General features: G+C 56.6%; 24 protein-coding genes. 16 read left to right on the forward strand and 8 right to left on the reverse strand.

Annotated elements, in window-relative coordinates:
• Positions 1-40 precede the first annotated feature (40 nt).
• Positions 41-1,567 carry an exopolyphosphatase gene (gene ppx / locus HZZ01_RS00595; protein ID WP_179895065.1) on the reverse strand — a complete coding sequence of 509 codons (1,527 nt, stop codon included), beginning with the start codon at positions 1,565-1,567 and terminating at the stop codon, positions 41-43.
• A gap of 5 nt (positions 1,568-1,572) precedes the next feature.
• Positions 1,573-3,633 (reverse strand): polyphosphate kinase 1, encoded by a 2,061-nt coding sequence (gene ppk1 / locus HZZ01_RS00600; RefSeq protein ID WP_179895066.1) that lies wholly within the window; start codon positions 3,631-3,633, stop codon positions 1,573-1,575.
• A gap of 150 nt (positions 3,634-3,783) precedes the next feature.
• Between ppk1 and HZZ01_RS00605 the strand changes: the two genes are divergently transcribed.
• Genes HZZ01_RS00605 through pstB form a run of 3 tightly spaced genes read left to right on the forward strand, consistent with a single transcriptional unit; the run spans position 3,784 to position 8,279 of the window.
• Entirely contained in the window at positions 3,784-5,868 is a 2,085-nt protein-coding gene (locus tag HZZ01_RS00605; protein ID WP_179895067.1) for an ABC transporter permease subunit, read from the forward strand.
• Positions 5,865-7,499: a phosphate ABC transporter permease PstA gene (gene pstA, locus HZZ01_RS00610; RefSeq protein ID WP_179895068.1), complete on the forward strand. Its 1,635-nt coding sequence runs from the start codon at positions 5,865-5,867 to the stop codon at positions 7,497-7,499. Before HZZ01_RS00605 ends, pstA begins: the two co-directional genes overlap by 4 nt.
• A 12-nt stretch (positions 7,500-7,511) precedes the next feature.
• Positions 7,512-8,279, forward strand: coding sequence for a phosphate ABC transporter ATP-binding protein PstB (gene pstB / locus HZZ01_RS00615; protein WP_370463404.1), 768 nt, complete (start codon positions 7,512-7,514; stop codon positions 8,277-8,279).
• Between the two features lie 93 nt (positions 8,280-8,372).
• Here pstB and purN read toward each other — a convergent pair whose 3' ends face one another.
• Both purN and purM read right to left on the reverse strand, forming a co-directional pair.
• On the reverse strand, positions 8,373-9,011 hold the full coding sequence (gene purN / locus HZZ01_RS00620) for a phosphoribosylglycinamide formyltransferase (protein WP_179895070.1): 639 nt from the start codon (positions 9,009-9,011) through the stop codon (positions 8,373-8,375).
• Complete coding sequence (gene purM / locus HZZ01_RS00625) at positions 9,008-10,048, reverse strand: phosphoribosylformylglycinamidine cyclo-ligase (RefSeq protein WP_179895071.1); 1,041 nt, start codon at positions 10,046-10,048, stop codon at positions 9,008-9,010. Before purM ends, purN begins: the two co-directional genes overlap by 4 nt.
• Before the next feature lie 229 nt (positions 10,049-10,277).
• Here purM and upp point away from each other — a divergent pair, with 229 nt between their 5' ends.
• The 3 genes from upp to hda all read left to right on the forward strand — a co-directional run bounded on the left by upp (position 10,278) and on the right by hda (position 13,142).
• Complete coding sequence (upp, locus tag HZZ01_RS00630; RefSeq protein ID WP_009088774.1) at positions 10,278-10,904, forward strand: uracil phosphoribosyltransferase; 627 nt, start codon at positions 10,278-10,280, stop codon at positions 10,902-10,904.
• A gap of 144 nt (positions 10,905-11,048) precedes the next feature.
• Positions 11,049-12,332, forward strand: a complete 1,284-nt coding sequence (gene uraA, locus HZZ01_RS00635) for a uracil permease (protein WP_179897003.1) — start codon at positions 11,049-11,051, stop codon at positions 12,330-12,332.
• Positions 12,333-12,434: 102 nt separating this feature from the next.
• Entirely contained in the window at positions 12,435-13,142 is a 708-nt protein-coding gene (gene hda, locus HZZ01_RS00640; RefSeq protein ID WP_179895072.1) for a DnaA inactivator Hda, read from the forward strand.
• On the opposite strand, the gene arsC is transcribed toward hda, so the two are convergent.
• Positions 13,139-13,480, reverse strand: coding sequence for an arsenate reductase (glutaredoxin) (gene arsC, locus HZZ01_RS00645; RefSeq protein WP_179895073.1), 342 nt, complete (start codon positions 13,478-13,480; stop codon positions 13,139-13,141). The genes hda and arsC overlap by 4 nt on opposite strands.
• A gap of 50 nt (positions 13,481-13,530) precedes the next feature.
• On the reverse strand, positions 13,531-14,994 hold the full coding sequence (locus HZZ01_RS00650) for a M48 family metallopeptidase (RefSeq protein ID WP_179895074.1): 1,464 nt from the start codon (positions 14,992-14,994) through the stop codon (positions 13,531-13,533).
• A 754-nt stretch (positions 14,995-15,748) separates the two neighbouring features.
• On the opposite strand from HZZ01_RS00650, the gene HZZ01_RS00655 reads away from it, so the two are divergent.
• From HZZ01_RS00655 to HZZ01_RS00695, 9 genes are all read left to right on the forward strand, one after another.
• On the forward strand, positions 15,749-16,354 hold the full coding sequence (locus HZZ01_RS00655) for a DsrE family protein (RefSeq protein ID WP_179895075.1): 606 nt from the start codon (positions 15,749-15,751) through the stop codon (positions 16,352-16,354).
• A 31-nt stretch (positions 16,355-16,385) separates the two neighbouring features.
• On the forward strand, positions 16,386-16,994 hold the full coding sequence (locus tag HZZ01_RS00660; protein WP_179895076.1) for a DsrE family protein: 609 nt from the start codon (positions 16,386-16,388) through the stop codon (positions 16,992-16,994).
• A gap of 123 nt (positions 16,995-17,117) precedes the next feature.
• Positions 17,118-18,140: a LacI family DNA-binding transcriptional regulator gene (locus tag HZZ01_RS00665; RefSeq protein ID WP_179895077.1), complete on the forward strand. Its 1,023-nt coding sequence runs from the start codon at positions 17,118-17,120 to the stop codon at positions 18,138-18,140.
• Positions 18,124-19,146 carry an ABC transporter substrate-binding protein gene (locus HZZ01_RS00670; RefSeq protein WP_179895078.1) on the forward strand — a complete coding sequence of 341 codons (1,023 nt, stop codon included), beginning with the start codon at positions 18,124-18,126 and terminating at the stop codon, positions 19,144-19,146. Before HZZ01_RS00665 ends, HZZ01_RS00670 begins: the two co-directional genes overlap by 17 nt.
• Positions 19,146-20,021, forward strand: a complete 876-nt coding sequence (locus HZZ01_RS00675; protein ID WP_179895079.1) for an ABC transporter permease — start codon at positions 19,146-19,148, stop codon at positions 20,019-20,021. Before HZZ01_RS00670 ends, HZZ01_RS00675 begins: the two co-directional genes overlap by 1 nt.
• Complete coding sequence (locus HZZ01_RS00680) at positions 20,018-20,833, forward strand: ABC transporter permease (protein ID WP_179895080.1); 816 nt, start codon at positions 20,018-20,020, stop codon at positions 20,831-20,833. The genes HZZ01_RS00675 and HZZ01_RS00680 overlap by 4 nt, the downstream gene beginning before the upstream one ends.
• Entirely contained in the window at positions 20,830-21,813 is a 984-nt protein-coding gene (locus tag HZZ01_RS00685) for an ABC transporter ATP-binding protein (protein ID WP_179895081.1), read from the forward strand. The genes HZZ01_RS00680 and HZZ01_RS00685 overlap by 4 nt, the downstream gene beginning before the upstream one ends.
• A gap of 10 nt (positions 21,814-21,823) precedes the next feature.
• Complete coding sequence (locus HZZ01_RS00690; protein ID WP_179895082.1) at positions 21,824-22,654, forward strand: phosphodiesterase; 831 nt, start codon at positions 21,824-21,826, stop codon at positions 22,652-22,654.
• A gap of 160 nt (positions 22,655-22,814) precedes the next feature.
• On the forward strand, positions 22,815-24,380 hold the full coding sequence (locus HZZ01_RS00695; RefSeq protein ID WP_179895083.1) for a sensor domain-containing diguanylate cyclase: 1,566 nt from the start codon (positions 22,815-22,817) through the stop codon (positions 24,378-24,380).
• Between the two features lie 103 nt (positions 24,381-24,483).
• On the opposite strand, the gene bcp is transcribed toward HZZ01_RS00695, so the two are convergent.
• Both bcp and HZZ01_RS00705 read right to left on the reverse strand, forming a co-directional pair.
• The gene (bcp, locus tag HZZ01_RS00700) at positions 24,484-24,951 is read right to left on the reverse strand and encodes a thioredoxin-dependent thiol peroxidase (RefSeq protein WP_090958780.1); all 468 of its coding nucleotides are present in this window, start codon (positions 24,949-24,951) and stop codon (positions 24,484-24,486) included.
• A 151-nt stretch (positions 24,952-25,102) separates the two neighbouring features.
• Positions 25,103-25,684, reverse strand: coding sequence for a glycine cleavage system transcriptional repressor (locus HZZ01_RS00705; protein WP_136196710.1), 582 nt, complete (start codon positions 25,682-25,684; stop codon positions 25,103-25,105).
• 143 nt (positions 25,685-25,827) lie between these two features.
• Here HZZ01_RS00705 and dapA point away from each other — a divergent pair, with 143 nt between their 5' ends.
• Positions 25,828-26,706 (forward strand): 4-hydroxy-tetrahydrodipicolinate synthase, encoded by an 879-nt coding sequence (dapA, locus tag HZZ01_RS00710; RefSeq protein WP_010260008.1) that lies wholly within the window; start codon positions 25,828-25,830, stop codon positions 26,704-26,706.
• The last annotated feature ends 8 nt before the right edge of the window (positions 26,707-26,714 follow it).

Raw genomic sequence — 26,714 nt, forward strand, 5'->3', positions numbered from 1 at the left:
TTCATCAATTCAGTTAAAAGGGCGCCAGGCGCCCAGGTTGTCAGACTTCTTCTTCGAGGATCAGCTTCCATCCCGTGACATCGTTCCAGTAAACCTGTTCACGTTCAAGATCGAGCTGGACCAGGTTGTTCTGCGCAAAGTAGCCCGCCGGGAAAATCAGCGTCCAGTGACCATCATCGCATTTCAGGGTTAATGCCTCCGGACGCGTGGTAGCCTGGCGCTGATTATTCAGCAGGGTGCCCAGGCGCAGCAGGAAAATCAGCGGTACAAACTGTTTTTTCTTAAACAGCGTGACGCGCGGTAACTCATCCAGCTTCACCGCTTTACGATGGAATCTGACCAGCGCCGCCAGCAGCATCTGCTGATCCTGATTGAAGCCCGGCAGGTTGGTATTTTGCAGAATGTAGGCTGAATGGCGTTGCAGACCGCTGTGATTGATGGTCAGGCCCACTTCGTGCAGCATCGCTGCCCATTTCAGCAGTGCAGCCAGGTGCGGATTCGCGAGTTTAGGATTCTGCTCGCTCCACTGCAGATAGAGCTGCTCGGTGGTTTCCAGCACGCGTCGCGCCTGATCGCTGTCGATGGCATAATGGTTAGCCAGGCTTTGCGCCGTCCGGCTGCGAATATCCTGATGGCGAAAGCGGCCCTCCATCTCATACAGCACACCTTCACGCAGCGCACCGTCAGAGAGGCGCAGTTCGCGAATCGCCAGCGCATCGAAAACGCCACAGAGAATAGCCAGTCCGGGTACAAACACCCCTTTGCGCTCTTCTGACAGGCCCGGCAGGCTCAGTGCAGAGAAGGATTTATGTTTCATCACTTCGTCATAGAGCTTTTCAAGGCGCTCAGGCGTTATCAGCTTCTCTTTCTCATCCATCGCCTGCAGCACTTCACAGGCGGCTTTGATGGTACCGGACGCGCCCAGCGCATATTGCCAGCCATGCAGACGATATTGCCACGCCAGCGTTTCCAGCTTCTGCGCGGCGGCTAAGCGGGCTCGACGGAAGTTTTCACGGCTGATTTCACCTTTCGGGAAATAGAGCTGGGCGAAACTGACACAGCCCATCCGCCGGCTCTCAACCAGTTGAGGTTCAAAATCTTCACCAATCACCATTTCGGTGGAGCCGCCGCCGATGTCGATTACCAGCTTGCGGCCTTTTTCCGGCTGCGTGTGTTCAACGCCCATGAAGATCAGACGGGCCTCTTCATGGCCTGAAATCACCTCGATAGGATAGGGAATCACCTCAGCAGCACGCTGCAGGAAAGTTTCGGCGTTTATCGCCTCGCGCAGCGTATGGGTGCCAACAATCGTCACGTTGCTGGGACTGAATCCCTGCAGACGTTCTGCGAACAGGGCCAGACAGGCCAGGCCCCGCTCCATCGCTTCCTCACTGAGGTTGTGTTGAGCATCCAGCCCATCAGCCAGATGGACGCGCTGTTTAAGGCGGCCCAGTACCTGCATCGCACCATCGACAACCCGCGCAATCACCATATGGAAACTGTTCGAGCCCAGGTCAATCGCCGCAAACTCCTGGGGTTTTGGCGTACTTTTATGAGAAATTGGCATAGGATTTATTCAGGTTGTTCCAGTTTCTTGATGTAATCATAGATGGCCAGCTGCGAGCGCACTTTACGACGATTGCCGCGCTGGACGTAATGGTTACTCAACTCTTTATCGACGATGCGTGCTTTCACCGTATCACTCAACTGAATAGCAATAATGTCGAGTATGCGCTGCCGGATGTGGGGATCGAGAATCGCCACGGCCACTTCAATGCGGTAATCAATGTTACGTGTCATCCAGTCAGCGGAGGAGAGGAACACCTTTTTCTCGCCGCCATTCTCAAAAATATAGACGCGATCGTGTTCCAGATAACGGTCAACAATACTGATGACACGAATATTTTCACTGATCCCGGGCAAGTCAGGGATTAATGAGCACATTCCACGTACCAGAAGATTGACCTTCACCCCTACGCTGGAGGCTGTATAAAGCCGATCAACCAGACCTTTGTCCACCAGATTGTTGATTTTCAGAGTAATGCCGCAGGGCTTATTCTGCTGGGCATTGGCAATTTCGGTGTCGATCAGTTCATACAACATCCGGCGCGAGTTCTGTGGCGAGACCATCAGGTGATCGAACGTCACAGGCCGGTAAGGATTCTCAATAAAGTTGAACACCCGGCGCACTTCATTGGTAATGCGCGCATCCGCAGTCAGCAACGAGTAATCGGTATAGAGCCGCGCGGTTTTCTCGTTAAAGTTGCCGGTACCGATATGCGCATAGCGCACAATCTCTTCGCCCTCGCGGCGTGAGATCAGGAACAGCTTGGCGTGAATTTTGAGGCCTGGCGCAGAGAAAATCACATGCACGCCCGCTTCTGTCAGGCGTTTCGCCCAGTAGATGTTGGCTTCTTCATCGAAGCGCGCCTGCAGCTCCACCACCACCGTGACTTTTTTACCGTTATAGGCGGCATGGATCATCGCATCCATGATGCGGGAGTGTTTCGCGACGCGATAGATGTTGATTTTGATCGCCAGCACGCTGGGGTCAAACGACGCCTGACGCAGCAGTTCCAGCACATGCTCAAAGGTGTGGTACGGGTAATAGAGCAGCACGTCACGATCGCGAATGGCATCAAAGCCGTTGCGGAAGCCATCAAAGCCGATGTGGCGAATCTGCGGCAGCGGGCGGTTCACCAGGTTATTTTTGCCAACGTTCGGGAAGCCGATAAAGTCTTTGAAGTTGTGGTAGCGGCCGCCTGGCAGGATGGAGTCCAGGTTAGAGATGGAAAGCTTGTGGCACAGCAGCGACACCATCGTGTCGGGCATATCGCGCTGGTAGACAAACCGCACCGGTTCCGCCGTCAGTCGCTGCTTCAGGCTGGAGGACATCAGTTCCAGCAGGCTCGACTCCATCTCCGTGACCAGGTCGTACTCAGCGTCACGCGTCATTTTCATGGAATAGGCGTTGAGTGCGTCGTAGTCGTAGAAGCCTTTAAAAATGTCATCCAGGCAGTAACGCAGAATGTTATCCAGCAGGATCATCGGTTTACGGCGGCGCGGTGGCTCTGCCGGTAAGTTAATGAAACGCGGCACTTTATCCGACGGAATTTCCAGCAGGGCATACTGAATATGGTCACCGCGGATAATCTCTACCGCCAGATAGGTGTAGTCATCTTTAAGGAATTCGGTCAGATCCGTTTCCTGGGTGATCAGGATCGGCGAAATATGCTGACGCAGCTCATGTTTGAAGTAGTGGCGCAGCCACGCCTGCTGATTGGATGAGAGCTGACGTTCGTTGATCAGGAAGATCTGGTTGCGTGCCATCTCCAGCAGCAGATCGTTATAAAGCGCGTCAAACTCCTGATCGGACTTCATCACCCGCTGCTGAATTTTCTTAAAGAGATGGCGGGGCGTACTGGCTGAACCCTGCTCTTCACCAATCAGAATGCGGCGTTTGAGGTCGGCGAAGCGCACTTTATAGAATTCGTCGAGATTGTTGGAGTAGATGCCCAGAAAGCGCATCCGCTCAATCAGTGGATTGCTTTTGTCTGCTGCTTCCTGCAAAACCCGTTCATTAAAGGATAACCAGCTTAATTCTTTTTCAATATAAAGCTTTACCTGACCCATTCTCACTCCATTTAGCGGTTGCAGGACTGAAGATCCAGTATCCACCAACATTATGGCGAGAGTATGGCAGCGTTGTCCAACGCCAGGAGTTGTCATATCAATCGGCTACGGGCAACATAGCGGCTTATTTCAGGCTGCCACCGGAACCGCATGAGCGCAAACCACATTCCTGTCCAATTCAGCGATCGTAAGCGTCGTGCCGTTGATCGTCTGACGCGGCGGCTGGTCACCTGCTGTGGCGTGGCGATCCTGCTGTTGATGCTGCTGCTGTTCTGCTGGCTGATTGGCGTGGTTTTGCCGCTGTTTAATGCACCTGGCCTGCAAATTGCGGCCAGCCAGCAACTCTGGGATCGCGCCCCCGCCTTAGCGATGGGCAATCAGGGTAATACCGGCTGGCGTATCAGCGCGCGCGGTGCGGCACGTTTTATTCCGCTGGATGGTCAGCCTGCGGAACCGGCGCTGGCGCTAACCCCCGCGCCCAGTGACGCCGCGCTGAGTGCTGATGGGCAGACGCTGCTGCTGAATATGCAGGGCGCGCTGACGCTGATGCAGCCTGCAACCGACCAGCAGTGGCGTTTCCCGCTGGGCGACAAACCCTTTCATCTGCCTGATGGCGCGGTGACGAAGATGGCGCTGGCATCGCGCCATGCCGGGCAATGGCGCATAGCCGCACTGACCGAGGCCGGACTTCGGGTGCTGACGCTGGACACCGATCGTCAGGCCTCGATTATCCCGCTTCCGCAACGTCAGCTGGATTTGCTGGCGCTCTCGCCATCCGGCGATCTGCTCTATACCACCGAAGGCAATCTGCTGCGGGTCTGGCAACTTGACGATAACCAGGCACTGTTGCGTGAAACGCACACCCTGCCGCAGCCTCCGATCAGTCTGCATCTGCTGGTGGGTGGCCGAAGCCTGCTGATTCAGGACCGCAGCGGCGTTACGCAGTGGTTTGCGATTGCCAGCGATCAGGGACCACGTCTGCAGCGCATCCGGACCTTTGCCCACAGCGACGGCGAGACGATTCTGGTGACAGAATCACAGCGTCGCGTGTTTGCAACACTCAGTAAGCAGGGGATGCTGCGGCTGTTTGCCAGCAAGCAGAATGGCCCGATACTGCAGCGTCAGCTGGAACCTGGCATTGTGCAGGCGCAGTTTTCCCCCCGCGGCGACAGCCTGCTGATTGAGCGGCCGGGAAGCTGGCAGACGCTGCGGCTTGATAATCCGTGGCCGGACGTCACCTGGCGCAATTTCTGGCAAAAAATCTGGTATGAAAACTACCCCGGACCGGACTGGGTCTGGCAATCGACCGCGGCCGGTGACAGCTATCAGGCCAAGTTCAGCCTGATGCCAATGGTCATGGGAACGCTGAAAGCGGCCAGTCTTGCGCTGCTGTTTGCGACACCGCTTGCGCTGGCTGCGGCGATGTACACCGCGTGGTTTATGGCGCCAGGCCTGCGACGCTGGGTTAAACCGGCAATCGAAATGATGGGCGCGCTGCCGAGCGTAGTCGTGGGGCTGATTGCCGGAATCTGGCTCGCGCCGCATATTGGCCAGGCGCTGGTGGGCGTACTGCTGCTGCCGCTGACGCTGGCGGGTTCGCTGCTGCTGTGTGGCGTGTTCAGCACACGTTTACCGCCGCGCTGGCGTCAAGGCCGTGAGGTTCTGATTCTGCTGCCGCTGTTGCTGCTGGTCACGCTGCTGACGCTGTGGCTGCCCACACTGTTTATACCGGATGCGGGCGACTGGCTGCCGCATTATGAGCAGCGCAATCTGCTGGTGGCGGCGCTGGCGATGGGCTTTGCGCTGGTGCCGCTGATCTTCACCCTCTCTGAAGATGCGCTGTTCAGCGTGCCTGCTGCGCTGGGGCAGGGCTCACTGGCACTGGGTGCAACGCCGTGGCAAACCCTGACCCGCGTCGTGCTGCCGGGTGCCTCTGCCGGTATTTTTGCCGCCCTGATGATCGGTCTGGGACGTGCCGTAGGAGAAACCATGATTTTGCTGATGGCGACCGGCAATACGCCGCAAAGTGAAGGTGGCCTGTTCAGCGGGCTGCGCGCACTGTCCGCCAATATCGCCATTGAAATGCCGGAAGCTGCAGCGGGCAGTGCCCACTATCGCGTGCTGTTTCTCAGCGCCCTGATGCTGCTGCTGTTTACGCTGGTGATTAACACGGTTGCCGAGCTAATCCGTCAGCGACTGCGTCAGCGCTACAGCCAGCACGAGGAGCAGGCATGAAGGCGATGCGACAAAATGACCGCTGGCGCTGGTTAACCGCTGGTGCCGTCGCCGTCTGCCTGCTGGCCTTTACGCTGCTGATCGGATTACTGGCCTGGCAGGGCGTGCGCGCCTTCTGGCCGCAGCGCGTTGACCTTTATACGTTCAGTCAGCCGGAAGGTGGCGAAACACATCTGCTGGGCGAAACCCTGGAACATCAGCGGCGTTTTCCGGCTCCGGCCGATGAGCAGGGCAACAGCGGCGGGCTGGTGAACCGTTATCTGATTAAAACCGGTAACCGTGACTGGGACGCACCCGATTTCCGCGTCGTCTACAGTCGTGCGGCCGCGAAGGTCAGCCAGCCAGCAGATATCATGGTGCTGCAACGCCGCAGCCACGGACAGGCTTATGGCTGGTTTGTCGGCCTGCGTGAAGATAATGAAGAGTTAACGGCCCAGGATCCCGATGCGCTGCTGCATCAGCGGCTTGGACAGGTGCAGATGCTGGTGCGGCAGGCTAACCAGATTCGCCGGATCGACATGGCGCGCATCAACAGCCAGCGTGAGGAGCTTGATGAGCAGGCGGCTACAAACCGTGCTGCCGGGCGCTTTGATCTGCAGGCCGAATCAGAATATCAGGCCAATCAGGCCGCCTTACAGCGACGCTTTAATCAACTGAGTGAGACACTGGCTTCTCTGCAACTGCAGAGTCAGCGAGACCTGTTAATTCTGCGGGATGTGCAGGGCACAGAACATGCGATCCCGCTGACCGGGATTGTCGACAGCTGGAAGCCGAATGCGATGACGCTGACCGGCAAAACCGGGCATTTTCTGCATCAGCTGTGGCGCTTCGTCAGTGATTCCCCCGCCGACGGTGAAAGTGAATCTGGCGCGTTTCCGGCGATCTTTGGCACCGTGCTGATGGTGCTGCTGATGTCGGTGGTCGTGATGCCGCTGGGCGTCATCGCCGCCATCTGGCTACACGAATATGCCGGACGCAATGCGCTGACCAGGCTGGTGCGCATCGCAGTGGTCAATCTGGCGGGCGTCCCCTCAATCGTTTATGGCGTGTTTGGTCTGGGCTTCTTTGTCTGGCTGGTGGGCGGCACCCTTGACCAGCTCTTCTTCGCCAGCACGCTGCCCAATCCCACTTTTGGCACGCCGGGTTTGCTGTGGGCCTCACTGACGCTGGCGTTACTGACGCTGCCGGTGGTGATTGTGGCAACGGAAGAAGGCTTATCCCGTATTCCCAACAGCCTGCGTCAGGGGTCGCTGGCGCTGGGCGCAACCCAGGCGGAAACGCTGTGGAACGTGGTGCTGCCGATGGCGGTGCCAGCCATGCTGACCGGCCTGATTCTGGCGGTAGCGCGTGCCGCGGGTGAGACCGCGCCGCTGATGCTGGTTGGCGTCGTAAAAATGGTGCCGGAACTGCCGGTCGACGCGGTGTTCCCTTATCTGCATCTGGATCGCAAGTTTATGCATCTGGGCTTCCAGATTTATGATCTGGCGTTTCAGAGCCCGAATATTGAAGCTGACCGGCCTCTGGTGTTTGCCACCGCGCTGCTGCTGGTGCTGATAATTTTGTCGCTTAATCTGCTGGCGATGAGCCTGCGTCACCGTCTGCGTGAACGCTATCGCCTTATGACTCAATAACAGGCTATGACTATGACGTCCGACACGGATATCGCGTTGACCATTAACCATCTGTCGCTGTGGTATGGCGAGCGCCAGGCGCTGCAGGATATTTCTCTGCTGGTGCCGAAAAACAGGATTACCGCGCTGATTGGCCCGTCGGGCTGTGGCAAATCGACGCTGCTGCGCTGTTTTAATCGCATGAATGACGTGATTGATCACTGTCGGGTAGAGGGCGACGTGTTGCTGGGTTCGCTGCCAATCCTGCGACCTGAGCAGGATCTCTCCGCACTGCGCCGTCGCGTTGGCATGGTGTTTCAGCGGCCCAATCCTTTTCCAAAATCGATCTATGAAAATGTGGTCTACGGGCTGCGTTTACAGGGGGTGCGTGACAGGCGGGTGCTGAATGAAGCCTGTGAGCGTGCGCTGCGCGCGGCGGCGCTGTGGAGCGAGGTCAAAGATCAGCTGTCACAGAATGCGCTGACGCTCTCGACCGGACAGCAGCAGCGGCTGGTGATTGCCCGCGCCATTGCGATTGAGCCGGAAGTGCTGCTGCTGGATGAGCCGACCTCCGCGCTGGACCCGATCTCCACGCTGGTGATTGAAGAGTTGATGACCACACTGAAGCAACATTTCACGCTGGTGCTGGTGACGCACAACATGCAGCAGGCGTCGCGTGTGTCAGATTACACCGCGTTTATGCATCAGGGCGCGTTAGTGGAGTTTGATGAGACCGACCGGATTTTCACTGCGCCGAAACAGCGACGGACCGAAGATTACATTACGGGGCGCTACGGTTAAGGAAAGGGAAGGTGGAGAGGGGGCAGGTGTGGAACAGAGCACGGGCTCCCCTCGCGTTAAGCTTTTCAGCCGTCTGTGGAAAACCCGCAACGGTCAGTCGTTAGCATAGCCCTGCGGCGGCAGCGGTTCGCCATCCAGCCAGGCTTTGCCGTCTCGCATTTCCAGTCGACCCTCGACAAACCAGCCGATCACCAGCGGATAGATAGCGTGCTCCTGATGCTGCACCCGCTCCGTAATCTCCGCTTCACTGTCGCCAGGAAAGACCGGTACTTTGGCCTGCAGGATCACCGGTCCACCATCCAGTTCGTCAGTCACGAAATGCACGGAAGTGCCATGTTCGCTGTCGCCATTTTCCAGCGCCTGACGGTGTGTATGCAGACCCGGATATTTCGGCAGCAGGGAAGGGTGGATATTCAGCAGGCGATCGTGGAAATGCGCCACGAAAGCGCTGCTGAGAATGCGCATATAACCGGCCAGCACAATCAGGTCCGGACTGTAGGCTTCGATTTCAGCGATGAGCTGACGATCGAAGGCTTCGCGGTCAGCGAAGTCGCTGGCGGCAAGCGCGTGGGCGGGAATTCCCGCCTCCTGCGCCCGCGTCAGGCCATAAGCGGCGACACGGTTGCTGAACACGGCAGCGACGCTGCCGTGAATCCGCCCGCTTGCACAGGCGTCAAGGATGGACTGAAGATTACTTCCGTTGCCGGAAATCAGTACAACCAGCTTTTTCATCCGTTGATGACCACACGCTCTTCGGCATCAGACGCTTTGATCACGCCGAGCTTCCAGGCTTTCTCGCCTGCGGCCTGCATCAGCGCAATGGCGTTGTCCGCCTCTGCCGGGCTCAGGGCAATAATCATGCCGACGCCGCAGTTAAAGGTACGGTACATCTCGAAGCGGCTGACGTTGCCCGCCTGCTGTAACCAGCTGAAGACCGCCGGCCACTGCCAGCTCTTCTCGTCGATTACGGCCTGGGTATTGTCAGGCAGCACACGCGGAATATTCTCCCAGAAGCCGCCGCCGGTCAGGTGTGCGATAGCATGCACATCAACCTGCTCGATCAGGCTCAGGATATTTTTCACATAGATGCGGGTGGGTTCCAGCAGATGATCCGCCAGCGGTTTGCCTTCCAGCTGTTCAGTCAGCGGATCGGTGTGGCTGACTTCCAGAATCTTGCGCACCAGTGAATAGCCGTTGGAGTGCGGGCCGCTGGAGCCGAGTGCGATCAGTACGTCGCCATCCTGCACCTTGCTGCCATCAATAATTTCTGACTTTTCCACCACGCCGACACAGAAACCGGCCACGTCGTAATCTTCGCCGTGATACATGCCTGGCATCTCAGCGGTTTCACCCCCGACCAGCGCACAACCCGACTGCAGACACCCTTCGGCGATGCCGGTGATCACCGCAGAGGCGGTATCCACATCCAGTTTGCCGGTGGCGTAGTAGTCGAGGAAGAAGAGCGGCTCAGCACCCTGTACCACCAGGTCGTTAACGCACATCGCGACCAGGTCAACACCAATAGCATCGTGACGTTTAAGATCCATCGCCAGACGCAGCTTGGTGCCAACGCCATCGGTGCCGGAGACCAGAACCGGTTCACGGTATTTTTGCGGCAGCGCGCAAAGCGCACCAAAACCGCCCAGTCCACCCATCACTTCCGGGCGACGCGTCTTTTTCACGACGCCTTTAATACGGTCAACCAGAGCGTTACCAGCATCAATATCAACACCGGCGTCTTTGTAACTGAGAGAGGTTTTGTCGGTCACTGCGAGGTCCCCACGCGAATTGCGGTTGGTGGTTTAAAATAAAGCGCGGCAATTCTATCAGTGCAGGCAAACGTTTGCGAGTCCGGTATTGCGCATCGGGTGATTTTCATTAATCCTCTATCTGTCCCGGTAAATCCCGCGGCATTGCGCAAGAGCAGGTGGCGCAGCGCGCAAAAGGCGGTATAATCCCGCGATTTTTTTTAGCTCAACTCATTCCGGGAGAACACCAATGAAGATCGTGGAAGTCAGACACCCGCTGGTCAAACATAAACTGGGCCTGATGCGTGAGCATGATATCAGTACAAAGCGTTTTCGCGAGCTGGCCTCTGAAGTGGGCAGCCTGCTGACCTACGAAGCGACCGCCGATCTGGAAACAGAGCGCGTCACCATTGAGGGCTGGAACGGCCCGGTAGAAATCGATCAGATCAAAGGCAAAAAAATCACGGTGGTCCCGATTCTGCGTGCCGGCCTGGGCATGATGGAAGGGGTGCTGGAGCACGTTCCCAGCGCACGTATCAGCGTGGTAGGTGTTTACCGTGATGAAGAGACGCTGGAGCCGGTTCCTTATTTTCAGAAGCTGGTTTCTAACATCGAAGAGCGCCTGGCGCTGGTGGTCGACCCGATGCTGGCGACTGGTGGTTCTATGATCGCCACCATCGATCTGCTGAAGAAAGCGGGCTGCACCAGCATCAAAGTGCTGGTTCTGGTTGCCGCCCCGGAAGGGATTGCCGCGCTGGAGAAAGCGCATCCTGACGTCGAGCTTTACACCGCGTCAGTGGATCAGGGACTGAACGAAAAGGGTTACATCATTCCCGGGCTCGGCGATGCCGGGGACAAGATTTTCGGAACCAAATAAATCGCACAGCCGACCAGAGAGTCGGCTTTTTTTTGGCAAAAAAACGTCCCGGACGGATTCGGTCTGCCGCAAGGCGCACCGGCGTGCCTGCTGCTGTGCAAGAGGCGCGAACCCTCGGGGATACAAAACATAAGGGGATAAATGATGACTCGTCGCGCCATTGGCGTCAGTGAACGACCGCCGTTACTGCAAACCATTCCACTCAGCCTGCAACACCTGTTCGCCATGTTTGGTGCCACGGTACTGGTACCGATTCTGTTCCACATCAATCCGGCGACCGTGCTGTTATTTAACGGCGTCGGCACATTGATTTATCTCTTTATCTGTAAAGGTAAAATTCCCGCCTACCTGGGTTCAAGCTTTGCCTTTATCTCGCCGGTGCTGCTGTTGCTGCCGCTGGGTTATGAGGTCGCGCTGGGCGGATTTATCCTGTGCGGCGTATTGTTCTGTATTGTGGCGCTGATTGTGAAACGCGCGGGCACCGGCTGGCTCGACGTGATGTTTCCCCCGGCGGCGATGGGCGCGATTGTCGCCGTCATCGGGCTGGAGCTGGCGGGTGTGGCCGCAAATATGGCCGGCCTGTTGCCCGCTGAAGGCAGTGCGCCCGACAGCAAAACCGTGCTGATTTCGCTGGTCACGCTGGGTGTAACGGTCTTCGGTTCCGTGCTGTTCCGTGGCTTCCTGGCGATCATCCCGATTCTGGTTGGCGTGGTGGCAGGCTATCTGCTCTCTGCGTTTATGGGCATCGTTGACTGGAGTGGCGTGGTTAAAGCTCCGTGGTTTGCGCTGCCAACCTTCTATACGCCGCGCTTTGAGTGGGTGGCGATGCTGACGATTTTGCCGGCGGCGCTGGTGGTGATTGCCGAGCATATCGGTCATCTGGTCGTCACCGCTAACATCGTCAAAAAAGATCTGATTCGTGACCCCGGGCTGCACCGTTCGATGTTCGCCAACGGCTTATCCACCGTGATCTCCGGCTTTTTTGGTTCCACGCCCAACACGACCTACGGTGAAAACATCGGTGTGATGGCGATTACCCGTGTCTACAGTACCTGGGTGATTGGCGGTGCGGCGATTCTGGCGATTCTGCTTTCCTGCGTCGGCAAGCTGGCGGCAGTGATCCAGGCGATCCCGGTTCCGGTCATGGGCGGCGTGTCGCTGCTGCTGTATGGCGTCATTGGCGCATCGGGTATCCGGGTATTGATCGAATCAAAAGTGGATTACAACAAAGCGCAAAACCTGATCCTCACCTCGGTGATCCTGATCATCGGCGTCAGCGGTGCGAAAGTGCACATCGGTGCGGCGGAGTTGAAAGGCATGGCGCTGGCGACGATCGTGGGTGTCGGGCTGGCGCTGATCTTCCGCGTGATCTCGTGGCTCAGACCGGAAGAAGTGGTGCTGGAGGCTGAAGAACCGCGCGAGCATTGATCGCCGCGAGCCTGACAGGATCCGGGGCAGGGACGCCCCATTCATCTCTTTCTGAAAACTGTGTTAGACTTCCCCCGATTTTTTGCTTGTTCTCTTGCTGAGGTGCTTCTGAACACGCCGGCACAATTGTCATTGCCACTCTATTTACCCGACGATGAAACCTTCTCCAGCTTCTGGCCGGGGGAAAACCCGTCGCTGATTGCCGCACTAAAAGGCGCTCTCAATCAACAACATGGCAGCTACCTCTACTTCTGGTCACGTGAAGGCGGTGGGCGGAGCCATTTGCTGCACGCGGCGTGCGCCGAAATGTCAGCCCGCAGCGAAGCAGTCGGTTACGTTCCGCTGGATAAACGCACCTGGTTTGTCCCGGAAGTCCTGGAAGGAATGGAGCAGCTCTCACTGGTCTGCATCGATAACATCGAGTGCATTGCAGGGGAACCGGAGTGGGAAATGGCGATCTTCGATCTCTATAACCGTATTCTGGAAACCGGCAACACCCGCCTGTTTATCACCGGCGATCGTCCGCCACGCCAGCTGAATCTGCAACTGCCCGATCTCGCCTCGCGGCTGGACTGGGGACAGATCTACCGCCTGCAGCCGCTCTCCGACGACGACAAACTACAGGCGCTGCAACTGCGCGCCGGGCTACGTGGATTTGAGCTGCCGGAAGATGTGGGTCGCTTCCTGCTGAAGCGACTGGATCGTGAAATGCGCACACTGTTTGATACGCTGGATCGGCTTGATCGCGCCTCGATCAGCGCTCAGCGTAAACTCACCATTCCGTTTGTTAAAGAGACGCTCGGCCTTTAAAGAATGTCGAGCACCGCATCTGGCGGATGTCCGATCCGCGCCCTGTCGCCTTTGATCACAATCGGCCTTTCAATCAGCACCGGATTTTCCATCAGCGCATCCAGCAGTGCACTTTCGCTTTTGCCGCTGAGTGCCAGCTCGCTATAGAGCGCCTCTTTCGTCCGCATTAACTCCCTTGCGCTCTGCATGCCCAGTTTCTGTAACAGAATTTGCAGCGTCTCACGATCGGGCGGGGTCTGCAGATAAAGCACTACGTCCGGCTCAATTCCGCGGGCATTCAGCAACGCCAGCGTCTCACGGCTCTTGCTGCAACGTGGGTTATGGTAAATCGTCACCATCTCAGATTCTCCTTTATTCTCTCTTCGCGGCGTGCTGGCAGTCTGGATGCTTAGCCTTTCTGATACTGCTTAAAGCGCTGTTGTAACTGACGCAGCTGATCGATACGGGCATCGTAGCGCGCCTGCTTCAGGCTGCCGAGCGGCACCTGTGCGCTGGCGCTGCTGAGCGTGGTGATTGCCTGATCAAGCTGGCCATTCAGCGCCAGACTCTCTGCCCGCGCCGATAACTCTTCATCATGCAGTCCCTGCTGCGCAGAGGCCTGTGCCAGTAAATCCCAGCCGTTGGGATCGTCTTTATTAGCCCAGGTATAGCGATTCAGAATACGGCTGGCACTGGCATACTGTTTCGCTTCTACGTAGGCATTCGCCAGATTGAGCTGCACCACCGGGCTGTTTCTGGCGCCGGTGGCAGCGGTGAGCAGGGCGATGGCCTGTTGTGGCTGGTTCAGGCCAATGTCGATGTCCGACATGATATCCAGGAACCAGACATTATCAGGCTGTTTTGCCAGCAGCGGTGTGACAATTCGCTTCGCATCGGCATAACTCTTCGCCTGCAAAAACTGTATGGCTTTGCCATAGTGTGACGCCAGCTGCTCACGGGAATTGCCGCTGGCATACTGACTCAGCAGTTCATCGGTCAGCTGGTTACGGCCGGTGGAGTACATGCCCAGCGACCGTACTTTTGCGAGATAGAAATCCTGAGTCGATTGCACCACCATCGGCCGCATCTGATTGGCGCGGTTACGGGCATCCGCCAGACGGCTGTCGGGCAGGGGGTGCGTCAGCAGAATTTCAGGGGGCTTCGAGGAGAAGCGGCTCTGATCGGCCAGCTTCTGCAGAAAGTTCGGCATCGCCTGAGGATCGAACCCTGAACGCTGCAGCACCTGAATCCCGATGCGGTCCGCTTCCTGCTCATTACCCTGGGTAAAGCTGATAATCCCCTGCTGCGTACCTGCCAGGGTGCCTGTGAGTGCGGCCATGCCCGCCTGCGGACTCGCCATCGCCAGCAGAATAGAGCCCAGCGCACCGACCCAGGTCAGCGGCGCATTGCGCTTCTGATCTTCCATGGCGCGTGCCAGATGGCGCTGGGTGACGTGCGAGATTTCATGTGCCATGACGGATGCCAGCTGGCTTTCATTATCGGTAAAGCGGAACAGCGCCGAGTGCAGCACCACGTTGCCCCCGAAAAAGGCAAAGGCGTTGAGCTCATCGTTCTGGATAAGAAAAAAGTGGAACGGGGTTTTCACCGAGTCGGCGTGCGACACCAGTCTCTGTCCCAGCTGATTAATATATTGATTGAGCAGGGGATCGTTGATTAACGGCGCACTGGCGCGCAGCTGGCGCACATAGAAGTCGCCCATCTGCAGTTCCTGATTAATCGACAGCGTGGAACCTGCCGTGGTGCCAATATCGGGAAGTGAATCACTGACATCGGCATGAGCAGGTGTCAGAGTGGTGAAAATGAGCGTCGGAAGGAGCGCGGCGATCAGCGTTTTCTTTAACCGGTTCAACATGCCTTAATCCTGTAGAGAGGCCCTGAAAATGGACAGATGCGCAGCGGGAATGTTCCATTTTTCACAGATAACGACGGTTCGTGACTATCTTAACCAGAGCATCAAAAGAAAGAAATGTTGTTTTCTGGCTCAGGCCCGAAGTGATTTGTGCAAGATCGCCGATTTTGGCGAAAAAAATTGAATGTCCTTGCAACATAAACCGAAGTTAAACGAATAAAAAATGACGGGATATCACTGGGGTTGTTAACGGTTAAATTACCAATTAGCTACTCATTCCCATTACGCTTTGGAGGATTAGAGCAGAATCTGCTGTCTGGCACCTGAAGCAGTTTGTATTCTTATTTTAAAGTTATGTAAATTCACTCAAAAAAACTGAATATGGCATGCATTTTTCCAGGTCTACTCTGAAAAAACAGCGTGCTCAGCGTCGCTAAATGTCTCTTCGCCATTGATAATTTAAATCGTAGCGCCCGCTTTTATCTTCTCCATTCCAGATTAGCCCGGCTGTTATTTTTTCCGAATGAATTAACAGGTAAAGAATTCAGACGGAATAATCAGGTCCATTTCCAGTAAGACTCTTTTTTCTGCATGATAAAACTTTTCGATTAATTATCACGATGAACCATTTCAGCGGTTATCAGTGGCGTGTTGACCTGAATTTACAGAAGCAAGATTTATGCCTGCGCTGTGGTATAGATAGCCGACCTGATTCAGTCCTGAATCTGCCAGACATTATTTGCCGGAGAGAAGTGTTATGCGTTCAGTTGTTTCATACGCGTTAATCGCCATTATTGGCGGCGTTGTTGGCGCGGCTGTCACACAGAGTGGTGATATTTACGACAAAGTAACACGCCATTTTGCAACCGAGCCACAGGAAGCGCCCGGATTCTGGAGTACACCGGCGATTGAAGGTTACGGAAAAATTCATTATGAGCCCGACGCCGCGTTTAAACCGGTGGCAGGCCTGAGCAACAAAATTGTTTTCCAGATCACCCGCAGCGACGGCGCGATGACCGCACCGAATCTCGGACTGGAGCGTGTGGCGCGCGTGGTGAATTTATATATCGCCTCCGGCATCCCGGCCGACCAGCTGAAGTTCGTGGTTTCAGTCACCGGTGACGCAACCCCTGCCATGCTGGATAACGCCCATTTTAAAAAGTTTTATGGCATCGAAAATCCAAACCTGAAGCTGATTAGCGAGCTGAATCAGGCGGGAGTGAAGGTCTCGGTCTGCGATCAGTCCGTGGCATTCCATCACTATCCCAATAACTGGATTGATAAGTCAGTAATTCATGCGCTTTCCAGTCCGACCACCGTATCAACCCTGGAAAATCAGGGATACGCGTGGCTGGCAATGTAATTGATGTTTTAAACGACCGGGAGAAGAGTTAATGCGTCCAGCAGCTTTAGTGGTAATGGCAGCCGTAGCGGGATTTATCGGGGGCAATGTTTTACAGTTGCCGGAATTAGTCGATAAGGTCAGCGGCAAAATGGCAGATAATAAATCTGAGCCTGCTGATTTCTGGAGTACACCAGCAATCGAAGGCTACGGCAAAATACATTATGTCGATACGCCTGCATTTAAACCCGGCACGACAGCGGGTCTGAGTAATAAAATTGTTTTCCAGATTAACCGTAATGAAGGCGATATTCGTAAGCCGAACCTGGGTCTGGAGCGCGTAGCACGCGTTACCAATCTCTATTATGCGGCGGGAGTTCCACTCGACCAGCTGAAATTTGTGGTCTCGATTAACGGCGATGCCGTTTCATCAGCCCTGAATAATGACCAGTTCAGCAAAGCTTACGGCGTCGATAACCCGAACCTGAAGCTGATCAGCGAACTGAAAAAAGCGGGCGTTCAGGTCACTATCTGCGACCAGTCAGTCGCGTTTCATCAGCTTGATCGCAACTGGATCGACCCGATGGTTACACACACTATCTCCAGCGGCACCACCGTTGCCACGCTGGAAAACAGTGGTTACGCTTTCCTGATGCTTTAATTCCAGCAGCGGCGTCACTGCCGCTGTCACCTGCCAGTCATTTTACCGTGATGCGCCTGTCATATAACGCCGTTAGTTTACGTCGCAATGAGATCGATCTCATTGACGATAAACGAGGCAGGCATGACCGATTTAATCAGCGTAGCCAGACTGGCAGGGGTCTCCCGCGCAACCGCGGCGCGCGCCTTTTCTGATCCTCACCTGTTAAAACCCGTCACGCTGCAGAAGGTGCTTGCTGCCTCCGAACAGATGGGCTTTCGCCCGAATCATATTGCCCGCCAGCTTCGCACCCAACACTCCACCACGTTTGGCGTTCTGCTGCCTTCACTGCTTAATCCGGTTTTTGCCATGCAATTGCAGGCGATGGAGCAGCAGGCCCGGCAGGCAGGGTATGCCCTGCTGGTGGCGACCAGTGATTATCAGGCTGAGCGGGAAGCAGCCATTGTCGAACATATGCTGCACCAGCGTGTGGCCGGTCTGGTTTTGACGGTGGCAGACGCCGACTGCAGTGCGTTGCTGCCAAAACTGGCGGCGACGAAGATGCCCTTTGTGCTGACTCACAGCGTTCCGCAACAGCACGAATGGCCCGCTATATGCGTCGACAACCGCAGAGCCATGGCGGAAGCGACTGCCCATCTCATCTCTCTCGGCCACCGCCACATTGTCATGGCGGCTGGCCCGATGCAGCAATCTGACCGGGCGCGTCTGCGCTATCTCGGCTACTGCCAGGCGATGCAGCAGGCGGGTCTCCAGCCGCAGGCGATGATTGAGATGCCCAGCCATATCCACTCTGATTTCAGGCCGCTGCAGCCATTGATGAATGCCCCTTCGCCGCTGACGGCGGTGATTTGCAGTAACGATCTGCTGGCTATCAGCCTGCTGGGTGCCGCTGCGCGTGCTGGTGTCAGCGTACCCCATCAGCTCTCCGTAATGGGCTTTGACGGGATCGAATTGGGCGAACAGCTTTCACCGTCACTGGCCAGCGTGGTTCAGCCGATTGCGCTGATGGGCACGCGTGCCATTGACCTGCTTCTGAATCCAGGCGGCAACACCCACCTGCTGGCCCATCACTTACGGACTGGGGAGAGTATCGCCCCGGCATTTCATGGTTCTATTTCAGGGAAACATCATGTCACTCACCGTTAATATCAAACAGATCGCCAGCGCTGCGCTGCTGGCCGGATGCACGCTCACCAGTTCGTGGGTACAGGCGGCGGAAAATGCTATCTGCTACAACTGTCCGCCAGAGTGGGCCGACTGGGCCACGCAGCTCCAGGCGATCGAAAAAGCAACCGGCATTCATGTGCCGCAGGACAATAAAAACTCCGGTCAGGCGCTGGCGCAACTGGTCGCCGAGAAAAACAATCCGGTCGCCGACGTGGTCTATTACGGCGTCAGTTTCGGCATTCAGGCCGTCAGCGCCGACGTAGTCAGCGCCTACAAACCGGCTAACTGGGATCAGATCCCGGCAGGAATGAAGGATCCGGCAGGCAAGTGGGTGGCGCTGCACTCCGGAACCATGGGCTTTATGGTCAATGTTGATGCGCTGGGTGGCGCACCGGTGCCACGTGCCTGGGATGATCTGCTGAAGCCGGAATATAAAGGCATGGTGGGTTATCTCGATCCGGCCAGCGCCTTTGTGGGTTATGTTGCGGCGGTGGCGGTGAATCAGGCCAAAGGCGGCAGCCTGCAGGACTTCACGCCCGCCATCAACTGGTTCAAGGCGCTGCAACGCAACCAGCCGATTGTGCCTAAGCAGACCGCCTATGCGCGGCTGATTTCGGGCGAAATCCCGATTCTGATCGACTATGACTTCAACGCCTATCGCGCCCGCTACAAAGATCACGCCAATGTCGAGTTTGTTATTCCCAGCGAGGGAACAGTCACGGTGCCTTACGTCATAAGCCTGGTGAAAAACGCGCCGCATCCGGCAAATGGTAAGAAAGTCATTGATTTCGTGCTGTCAGATGCTGGTCAGGCGATCTGGGCCAACGCCTGGCTGCGTCCGGTGCGGGCTGGCGCGATGTCACCCGAAGCGAAGAAATATTTCCTGCCTGACAGCGATTATGCGCGCGCCCACACGGTCGATTATCAGCAGATGGCTGATGCGCAGAAGGGCTTCTCCGCACGCTATCTGAGTGAGATTCGTTGATGTCACTGTCTGTAATTAATCCGTTTGCCGCTGGCGGGCCGGTTCGCCATCGTCTCCGCCCGCTGGGGGCGAACTGGCCGTGGATGCTGTTGCCTGCGCTGCTCTTCTTTGCCGCTTTCTGGCTGCTGCCATTTGCCCGTCTGTTACAGATCGGTGTAACGGAGGATCGCACCACACATCACAGTGGCTACTGGACGGTGATCAGTCAGCCACAGTATCTGCAAAGCCTGCTGAATACCGTCCTGCTCTCAGCGGCGGTAACACTGGTGACGCTGGTGATTGCTGCGGTGGTGGGCTGCTTTCTGGCGCGGCAGCGCTTTCCCGGACGAGGCACCTTGCTGGCGCTGCTGACTTTTCCTCTGGCCTTTCCGGGCGTGGTGGTGGGGTTCCTGATGGTCATGCTGGCGGGGCGTCAGGGGGTGCTGGCGCAACTCAGCCTCAGCCTGTTTCATGAGCGCTGGGTCTTCGCTTATTCGCTCAGCGGATTATTTACGGGCTATCTCTACTTTTCGCTGCCGCGCGCCATCGTGACGCTGGTGGCGGCCAGTGAGAAGCTGGATCGATCGCTGGAAGAGGCGGCCCGCTCGCTGGGTGCCAGCCAGTGGCGCATCATCACAGACGTCATCATTCCAGGGCTGAAACCGGCGCTGCTCTCCTGTGGCGCACTCTGTTTTGCCACCAGCATGGGCGCGTTTGGCACCGCCTTTACGCTGGGAACCGAACTCGCTGTGCTGCCGCTGACCATTTACGGTGAGTTCACCAATTACGCTAACTTTGCCACTGCGGCGGCACTTTCAGTGGTAATGGGAGGGGTGGCCTGGCTGGCACTGATGCTGGCTAATGGGCTTGCGGGCCGGAAGGAACGATCATCATGAAGCGCCGGGGTCTGTTCTGGCTGCAGGTGGCGATCACCAGCCTCACCGCACTGTTTATGATCGTGCCGGTCATGCTTTCGATGCTGGCGGGCGTTACGCAGAACTACTTCGCGGGTCTGCGCAGCGGCCTGACGCTGAAGTGGGTGGAACAGGTGTGGCAGATGTATGCCGACACTTTCTGGCTGTCACTGCTGATTGCTCTGAGTTGTCTGGCGGTGACGGTCATCGCTGGCGTGCCAGCGGCCTGGGGCTTACTGAAGTCACCGTCACGCTGGGCCTCGCGTATTGAGGAGTGTCTGATGCTGCCGGTCGCGTTGCCCGGACTCGCCACCGCGCTGGGCATCATTCTGCTTTATGGTCAGTTCAGCACCTTGCGCGACAGCTGGCTCTTCATTCTCATCGGCCATGTGCTTTTTACGCTGCCGTTTATGATCCGACCGGTGCTGTCGGTGATGCAGGCGATTGATCTGCCGCGCCTGGAAGAGGCCGCCGCCAGCCTGGGAGCGGGTTTCTGGCACCGCTTCTTTACAGTGGTCGTCCCGAACTGCCGCAACGGCATTCTGGCGGGCGCATTTATGGTGATCACCCTTTCAGTAGGGGAATTCAACATTACGTGGATGCTGCACACGCCGCTGACCAAAACCCTGCCGGTCGGGCTGGCCGACAGTTACACCTCGATGCGGCTTGAAGTCGGATCCGCCTACACCCTGATCTTCATTATGATGATTTTGCCGCTGCTGCTGTTGCTCAACGCCTGTAATCACTGGCTGGAACGGCAAACTTCGCGGCAGCAGAGAGAGGAAACCGTATGAAAGAGGCTGTCACTGTGACGCTGCGCCACTGCTCGCGTCGCTTCAATCAGCAGGTCGCGCTGCATCCGCTCAATCTGCGGGTCCAGGCTGGAGAAACACTGGTTCTGCTGGGGCCATCGGGCTGCGGCAAAACCACGCTACTGCGTATCATCAGCGGCCTGGAAAGCAGCGATTCGCCGGGTGAGATCTGGTTCGATCAGCGTAACGTGACCGCGCTGCCCATTGAGAAACGCAATGTCGGCATGGTGTTTCAGAACTACGCGCTGTTCCCGACGCTAAACGTGGCGCAGAACGTCGCCTATGGCCTGAAGGTGCAGGGCGTGCCGCGGGCCGAGCGTGAAGCGCGGGTCGCGGAGATGCTGGCGCTGGTTGATCTGAGCCATCTGGCACATCGCGCAATTGATAAATTGTCCGGCGGGCAGAAGCAGCGTGTGGCGCTGGCACGTGCGCTGGCCGCCCGGCCTAAAGTGCTGCTGTTTGATGAGCCGCTGGCGGCGCTCGACGCCCGGCTGCGCGATCGTCTGCGGCTGGAGATCGGTGCGCTGCTCAAGCGGCTGGCGATCACCGCGGTTTACGTCACTCACGATCAGCAGGAGGCGATGGCCCTGGGCGATCGCATCGCGGTGATGGAGCAGGGCCGTCTGGTGCAGCTCGATACACCGCAGGGTATCTATCAGCGCCCGGCATCGCGCTTTGTGGCCGATTTTGTGGGGGCCATTAACTGCATTGCGCACGATCCTGACGGTCAGCCCCTGCGTTTTTGTCGCCCGGAAGATGTGTTGCTGGCCGACGACACGCGCTATCCCCAGCGCGGCGTGGTGGTGGGCAGCATGTTTCTCGGTGCTTCGCAGCGTTTACTGATCGATATCGGGCTGGACAATCCCATCCAGGTAGAACGACATGCCCGCGAAATCTGGCAGGCGGGGCAGCGCATCAGCTGGTCGCTGACCCGCCAGGCCATACTGGAATTTAGTTGCTAAGGAGTCTGTTGTGTCTGTTCAACCCACTGTGATCGCCCAGATCAGCGATCTGCATATCAAGGCCAATGGCCGCCTCTCGTACAAACAGGTCGATACCTATGCGGCGTTACTGCAGGTTATCGACACCCTTAACGCGCTGCAGCCGCGACCCGATGTGGTAGTGATTACTGGCGATTTGGTCGATTTTGGCAGGCCGGAAGAGTACCAGACGCTGCGCGAAGCTCTGCAGCGTCTTCAGCTGCCGTTTTATCTGATGGCGGGTAATCACGACGACCGCGAGGCGCTGCGTGCTGCCTTCCCGGATCACCGCTATCTGCAGGCGGGGCCGACCCTGAACTGGCAGTTCAGCGTGGGCGGCGTCAGGCTGCTGGCGCTGGACTCCAGCGTGCCGCAACAACCGTGGGGGGAGCTGGACGAGCAACAGCTGCAGTGGCTGGATCAGGCACTGAGCGCGGCCGCCGATCAGCCCACGCTGGTCATGCTGCATCATCCTCCTTTTGCCTGTGGCATTGTGCATATGGATCGGCAAAGATTACGTCATCCGGAGGCTCTGGCGGCGATTATTGCCCGCCATCCTCAGATTGAGCGGGTGCTCTGTGGTCATCTGCATCGCAGCCTGCAGACCCGCTTTGCCGGGACGTTGGCTTGTGTCGCACCAGGCGTATCGCATCAGGTGGCGCTGGATCTGCATCCCGAGGCACCGGCTCATTTTATTCTGGAGCCGCCCGGCTTTTTGTTGCACTGCTGGCAACCCGGGCAGGGAATGGTCACGCATCAATGCGCAATTGGTCACTTTTCTGGCCCCTGGCCCTTTTACGACAGCCAGGGATTAATCGATTAGTGCCAGCCAAATCTGTATTCAGAGAGGTGAAATTTGTCTTAATACTGCTCAAAAATGCCGACAGCGTGTAGACTTAAGCCCGGATATCAGGGCCTCTGGCACACATAAAAATATAATCAGGCATTTACGACATGACACTCTTCTTCAGGGCGGCGACGCCATGCTAAAGCTCTTTCGGCCCAAGACCGATTTGCGCAATCTGATCGCCCTGCTGGTGATTGTCAGCATTGTTATCACGCTCGGGAACACGCTCTACGCTACCTGGCGGGTTCAGCGCCAGGTACTGATCGATTCCACACTGGAGGCGAACCGGGCCTATGCTGCCAAGCTCGCCTCAACCAGTGAAATTTTCTTCCAGCTGGCGCAGTCGCAACTGCACTACAGCGCCAATCAGCTCAGCCGTGACTTTGGTAATGCGGGGCTGCTGGATAGTGAAGTTAACCGCCTGCGCGAGCAGACCACCAGTTTCAACTCAGTCGCGATAGTGGATGCGCAGGGCGTGATCAAAGCGATCTCGCCCGAATCCCTGACGCTGAAAGGAATGCACCTCACCAGTGACGCCTCGCGGGAGGCGCTGACGCTGCGACAGCCGATCATCAGTAAACCCACACTTTCTGCTGCCAATAATCTGCTGGTGTTTGTCTCATGGCCCATCTGGAGCCCCGAAGGTGACTATCTGGGCTATATCGGTGGCACCATCTATCTGAAGAAAAAAAGCATTCTGAATGCGCTACTGGGTGAGCAGTTCTACCGGGATGGCACCACGGTCTATGTGCTCGACAGTAATAATGAGGTGCTGTATCACCAGAATCGTCAGCTAATCGGCAAAACGCTGCCCGCCATCGTCAGTCCGCGTGATGACCAGACTAATGGCTCGCTGATGATGGCCGGTCCAGGCAAAACGACTCAGCTGGCGGGCTTTGCCGTGGTGCCGACCACCGGCTGGACGGTGGTGGCGCTGAAGCCAGTTAACGTCACGCTGGATCCGCTGTCAGGTCTGTTAATGAAGGTCCTGAAAAACTCGGTGCCGTTCGCGCTGCTGACCCTGCTGGTGGCTGTGGTGCTGGCGCGCCTGATTGCCCAGCCACTTTTCCAGCTGGCCCGTAAAGCCAGCCGGATGGATGCACAGGGCGTCTCAAAAGAGATCGGCGGCATCACCGCCTGGTATTTCGAGGCGGCGCAGGTCAAGCGCGCGCTGCTCACCGGGATTGGCCTGGTGCAGGACAAAATTGGGCGCCTTAGCTCCGAAGTGCAGACCGATCCGCTGACTCAGCTACTGAATCGCCGCGGTCTTAACGCGGTGCTGGAGTACTACCGCACGGTGCACCAGCCTTTCTCAGTGCTGGCACTGGATATCGATCACTTCAAAAACGTTAACGACAGCTGGGGGCACGACGTGGGCGACCGGGTCATTCAGCAGGTGGCGAGCACACTGCGTGCCAGCGCCCGCCAGTCTGATGTGGTCTGTCGCAACGGCGGAGAGGAGTTTCTGATGCTGTTGCCGGCAACGGTACTGGATGAGGCGCAGGTCATCGCGGAGCGCGTGCGGCTCGGCATTGAAGAAGCCTGGCTGACCGATGTGGGGCGAATTACCCTCTCTATCGGCGTCGCGGCCTGGAACGGGTCGCAGGATGCCGGACTGGAAAACAGCTTAAAACAGGCCGATGCGGCGCTTTATGAAGCGAAAAATGCCGGGCGTAACTGCGTTATTGTTGCTGCATCTTAATCAATCGCATGAACGCTGGAGGTTTCGCAACGGCAGCATAAAGATGTGCGGGGGCAAGGGAGTTAAGCAGGGCGCGGCGATCAAACTACCGCGCCCTTCAACATCAGGCTGACTTAATGTAATCCAGCACCATGTCGTGGTGATTCGAGGTCTTAAAGTTATCAAACACTTTTTCGATCTTGCCCTCAGCATCCACCAGGAAGCTGATGCGATGAATGCCGTCATAGGTTTTCCCCATAAACGTTTTTTCACCCCAGACGCCAAACGCCTGGCAGACTTCATGATTTTCATCTGACAGCAGCGTAAAGTTCAGCAGCTCTTTTTCGACAAACTTTGACAGCTTTTCTGGTTTGTCGGTGCTGATACCCAGCACTTCCACACCCGCTTTCTTCAACTCATCCATGTTGTCACGCAGACCGCACGCCTGCACGGTGCAGCCTGGTGTCATCGCCTTCGGGTAGAAGTACACCAGAACGCGCTGTCCCTGGAAGTCGGTCAGATTCACGTGTTCGCCGTCCTGATCAGGCAGGCTAAATGCAGGTGCAGTATCTCCGGCTTTCAGTGGATTCATCACATCTCTCCATTTTCTTATTCAGGCTGTGGGTAATACACCATTCGGCCAGAAACGGCCAGAGGCAAGATTACCATCAGGGGGTATTTCACCACATAGCCGCGCACGCGTCAGTTATGTGGAGAAATAACTCCGGCTTATGAACCAAAGCTTAGCGTACTGCGCTGACAGATTCGCTGCTGTCGGCGTCAGACACACTATAGAGACGCAGTGTCCCCTGCGCATTCAGCTCCTGACACAGGGTATTAAATGCCTGTTCAAACGTCGTGCCACGGGTTCGCGTCGGGCTGTGGGCGGTCATTTGAATATAGAGCGTTGGCGGCAAATTGTGTTGCGCAGGTGTGATGCGCGACACCAGTTCGGCCACATTCATCTGATGCTTATCGATAAGATCGGTGAAGCGCTCAATGATATGCGGCGAATCGGCGACTTCAACCTGAATGAAGGCGGTGTCCGGCATCGGTGGACGGAGCCGGGCGTTGGTGCGCTTCATCACAATCAGCAGTTCCAGCTCTGCGCCTTTCAGCGGCAGGGTCGATTCAATGAGTGTGATCGCGTTCCAGCTGCCCGACAGCAGCATAATAAAGGTGAACTCATCCCCGAGCATGGCAAGACGGCTATCTTCAATGTTGCAACCGCAACTGCTGACGTGTCGGGTAATGGTATTGACGATACCCGGACGGTCAACACCGAGTGCGGTGATCACCAGATGATGGGGCTGAGATTGCGGCAAAATGGCTTTTCCTCTGCTTTCGCTAATAACCATAAGGTAAACATAAAAAAAACTGCTGACAAGCGCGGGAATGGCGTGGCTTGCTTGCTTTTCCCTAAGTGTAAAACGTACCATGAAGCACTTGTTTGTCGAGGGGATCGCCAATGTTTACGGGAAGTATTGTTGCACTCGTTACGCCAATGGATGACAGCGGTAATGTCTGCCGGTCGAGTCTGAAAAAACTGATTGATTATCACGTCGCCAGCGGCACCGCGGCGATCGTTTCCGTCGGCACCACAGGCGAATCTGCAACCCTGAGCCATGAAGAACATGGTGATGTGGTGATGCTGACCCTGGAACTGGCCGATGGCCGTATTCCAGTGATTGCCGGAACCGGTGCAAACGCCACCGCTGAAGGCATCTCTCTGACGAAGCGTTTTGAAAATTCCGGCGTGGTGGGTTGCCTGACCGTGACACCTTATTACAATCGTCCGACGCAGGAAGGGCTGTTCCAGCACTTTAAAGCGATTGCGAATAGCACCAGCCTGCCACAGATGCTGTATAACGTTCCCTCACGTACCGGTTGTGACATGCTGCCGGAAACCGTTGCCCGTCTGGCCGAAATCAAAAATATTATCGGAATCAAAGAGGCAACCGGGAACTTATCGCGAGTTAGTCAGATCCAAGAGCTGGTTAATGAAGATTTCATTCTGGTGAGTGGCGATGACGCGACTGCGCTGGACTTTATGCAACTGGGCGGTAAAGGCGTCATTTCGGTGACCGCAAACGTCGCTGCGCGCGAAATGGTCGAACTGTGTCAACTTGCACAGCAGGGCAATTTCGTCGAGGCACGTCGCCTGAATCAGCGTCTGATGCACCTGCACCAGACGCTTTTCTGTGAACCCAATCCTATCCCGGTGAAATGGGCTGCGAAACAGCTAGGATTAATCGCTAACGACACGCTGCGTCTGCCAATGACGCCACTGACTGCAGCCGGCCAGCCGAAAGTGGAGCAGGCGCTGGTGAAAGCGGGTTTGCGATAATTTAGGGA

Source organism: Pantoea sp. WMus005, assembly GCF_013415305.1.
GTDB classification, from domain to species: domain Bacteria; phylum Pseudomonadota; class Gammaproteobacteria; order Enterobacterales; family Enterobacteriaceae; genus Pantoea; species Pantoea rara.

Excerpts from the sequence above, each read along its gene's own strand:
- HZZ01_RS00665 (WP_179895077.1), top strand. The coding sequence starts at position 17,118 with ATGACCGATTTAATCAGCGTAGCCAGACTGGCAGGGGTCTCCCGCGCA.
- HZZ01_RS00650 (WP_179895074.1), bottom strand. The coding sequence starts at position 14,994 with ATGTTGAACCGGTTAAAGAAAACGCTGATCGCCGCGCTCCTTCCGACG.
- upp (WP_009088774.1), top strand. The coding sequence starts at position 10,278 with ATGAAGATCGTGGAAGTCAGACACCCGCTGGTCAAACATAAACTGGGC.
- HZZ01_RS00675 (WP_179895079.1), top strand. The coding sequence starts at position 19,146 with ATGTCACTGTCTGTAATTAATCCGTTTGCCGCTGGCGGGCCGGTTCGC.
- HZZ01_RS00685 (WP_179895081.1), top strand. The coding sequence starts at position 20,830 with ATGAAAGAGGCTGTCACTGTGACGCTGCGCCACTGCTCGCGTCGCTTC.
- HZZ01_RS00605 (WP_179895067.1), top strand. The coding sequence starts at position 3,784 with ATGAGCGCAAACCACATTCCTGTCCAATTCAGCGATCGTAAGCGTCGT.
- ppx (WP_179895065.1), bottom strand. The coding sequence starts at position 1,567 with ATGCCAATTTCTCATAAAAGTACGCCAAAACCCCAGGAGTTTGCGGCG.
- HZZ01_RS00680 (WP_179895080.1), top strand. The coding sequence starts at position 20,018 with ATGAAGCGCCGGGGTCTGTTCTGGCTGCAGGTGGCGATCACCAGCCTC.
- pstA (WP_179895068.1), top strand. The coding sequence starts at position 5,865 with ATGAAGGCGATGCGACAAAATGACCGCTGGCGCTGGTTAACCGCTGGT.
- ppk1 (WP_179895066.1), bottom strand. The coding sequence starts at position 3,633 with ATGGGTCAGGTAAAGCTTTATATTGAAAAAGAATTAAGCTGGTTATCC.
- purN (WP_179895070.1), bottom strand. The coding sequence starts at position 9,011 with ATGAAAAAGCTGGTTGTACTGATTTCCGGCAACGGAAGTAATCTTCAG.
- uraA (WP_179897003.1), top strand. The coding sequence starts at position 11,049 with ATGACTCGTCGCGCCATTGGCGTCAGTGAACGACCGCCGTTACTGCAA.
- HZZ01_RS00695 (WP_179895083.1), top strand. The coding sequence starts at position 22,815 with ATGCTAAAGCTCTTTCGGCCCAAGACCGATTTGCGCAATCTGATCGCC.
- HZZ01_RS00660 (WP_179895076.1), top strand. The coding sequence starts at position 16,386 with ATGCGTCCAGCAGCTTTAGTGGTAATGGCAGCCGTAGCGGGATTTATC.
- pstB (WP_370463404.1), top strand. The coding sequence starts at position 7,512 with ATGACGTCCGACACGGATATCGCGTTGACCATTAACCATCTGTCGCTG.
- bcp (WP_090958780.1), bottom strand. The coding sequence starts at position 24,951 with ATGAATCCACTGAAAGCCGGAGATACTGCACCTGCATTTAGCCTGCCT.
- dapA (WP_010260008.1), top strand. The coding sequence starts at position 25,828 with ATGTTTACGGGAAGTATTGTTGCACTCGTTACGCCAATGGATGACAGC.
- HZZ01_RS00670 (WP_179895078.1), top strand. The coding sequence starts at position 18,124 with ATGTCACTCACCGTTAATATCAAACAGATCGCCAGCGCTGCGCTGCTG.
- HZZ01_RS00655 (WP_179895075.1), top strand. The coding sequence starts at position 15,749 with ATGCGTTCAGTTGTTTCATACGCGTTAATCGCCATTATTGGCGGCGTT.
- arsC (WP_179895073.1), bottom strand. The coding sequence starts at position 13,480 with ATGGTGACGATTTACCATAACCCACGTTGCAGCAAGAGCCGTGAGACG.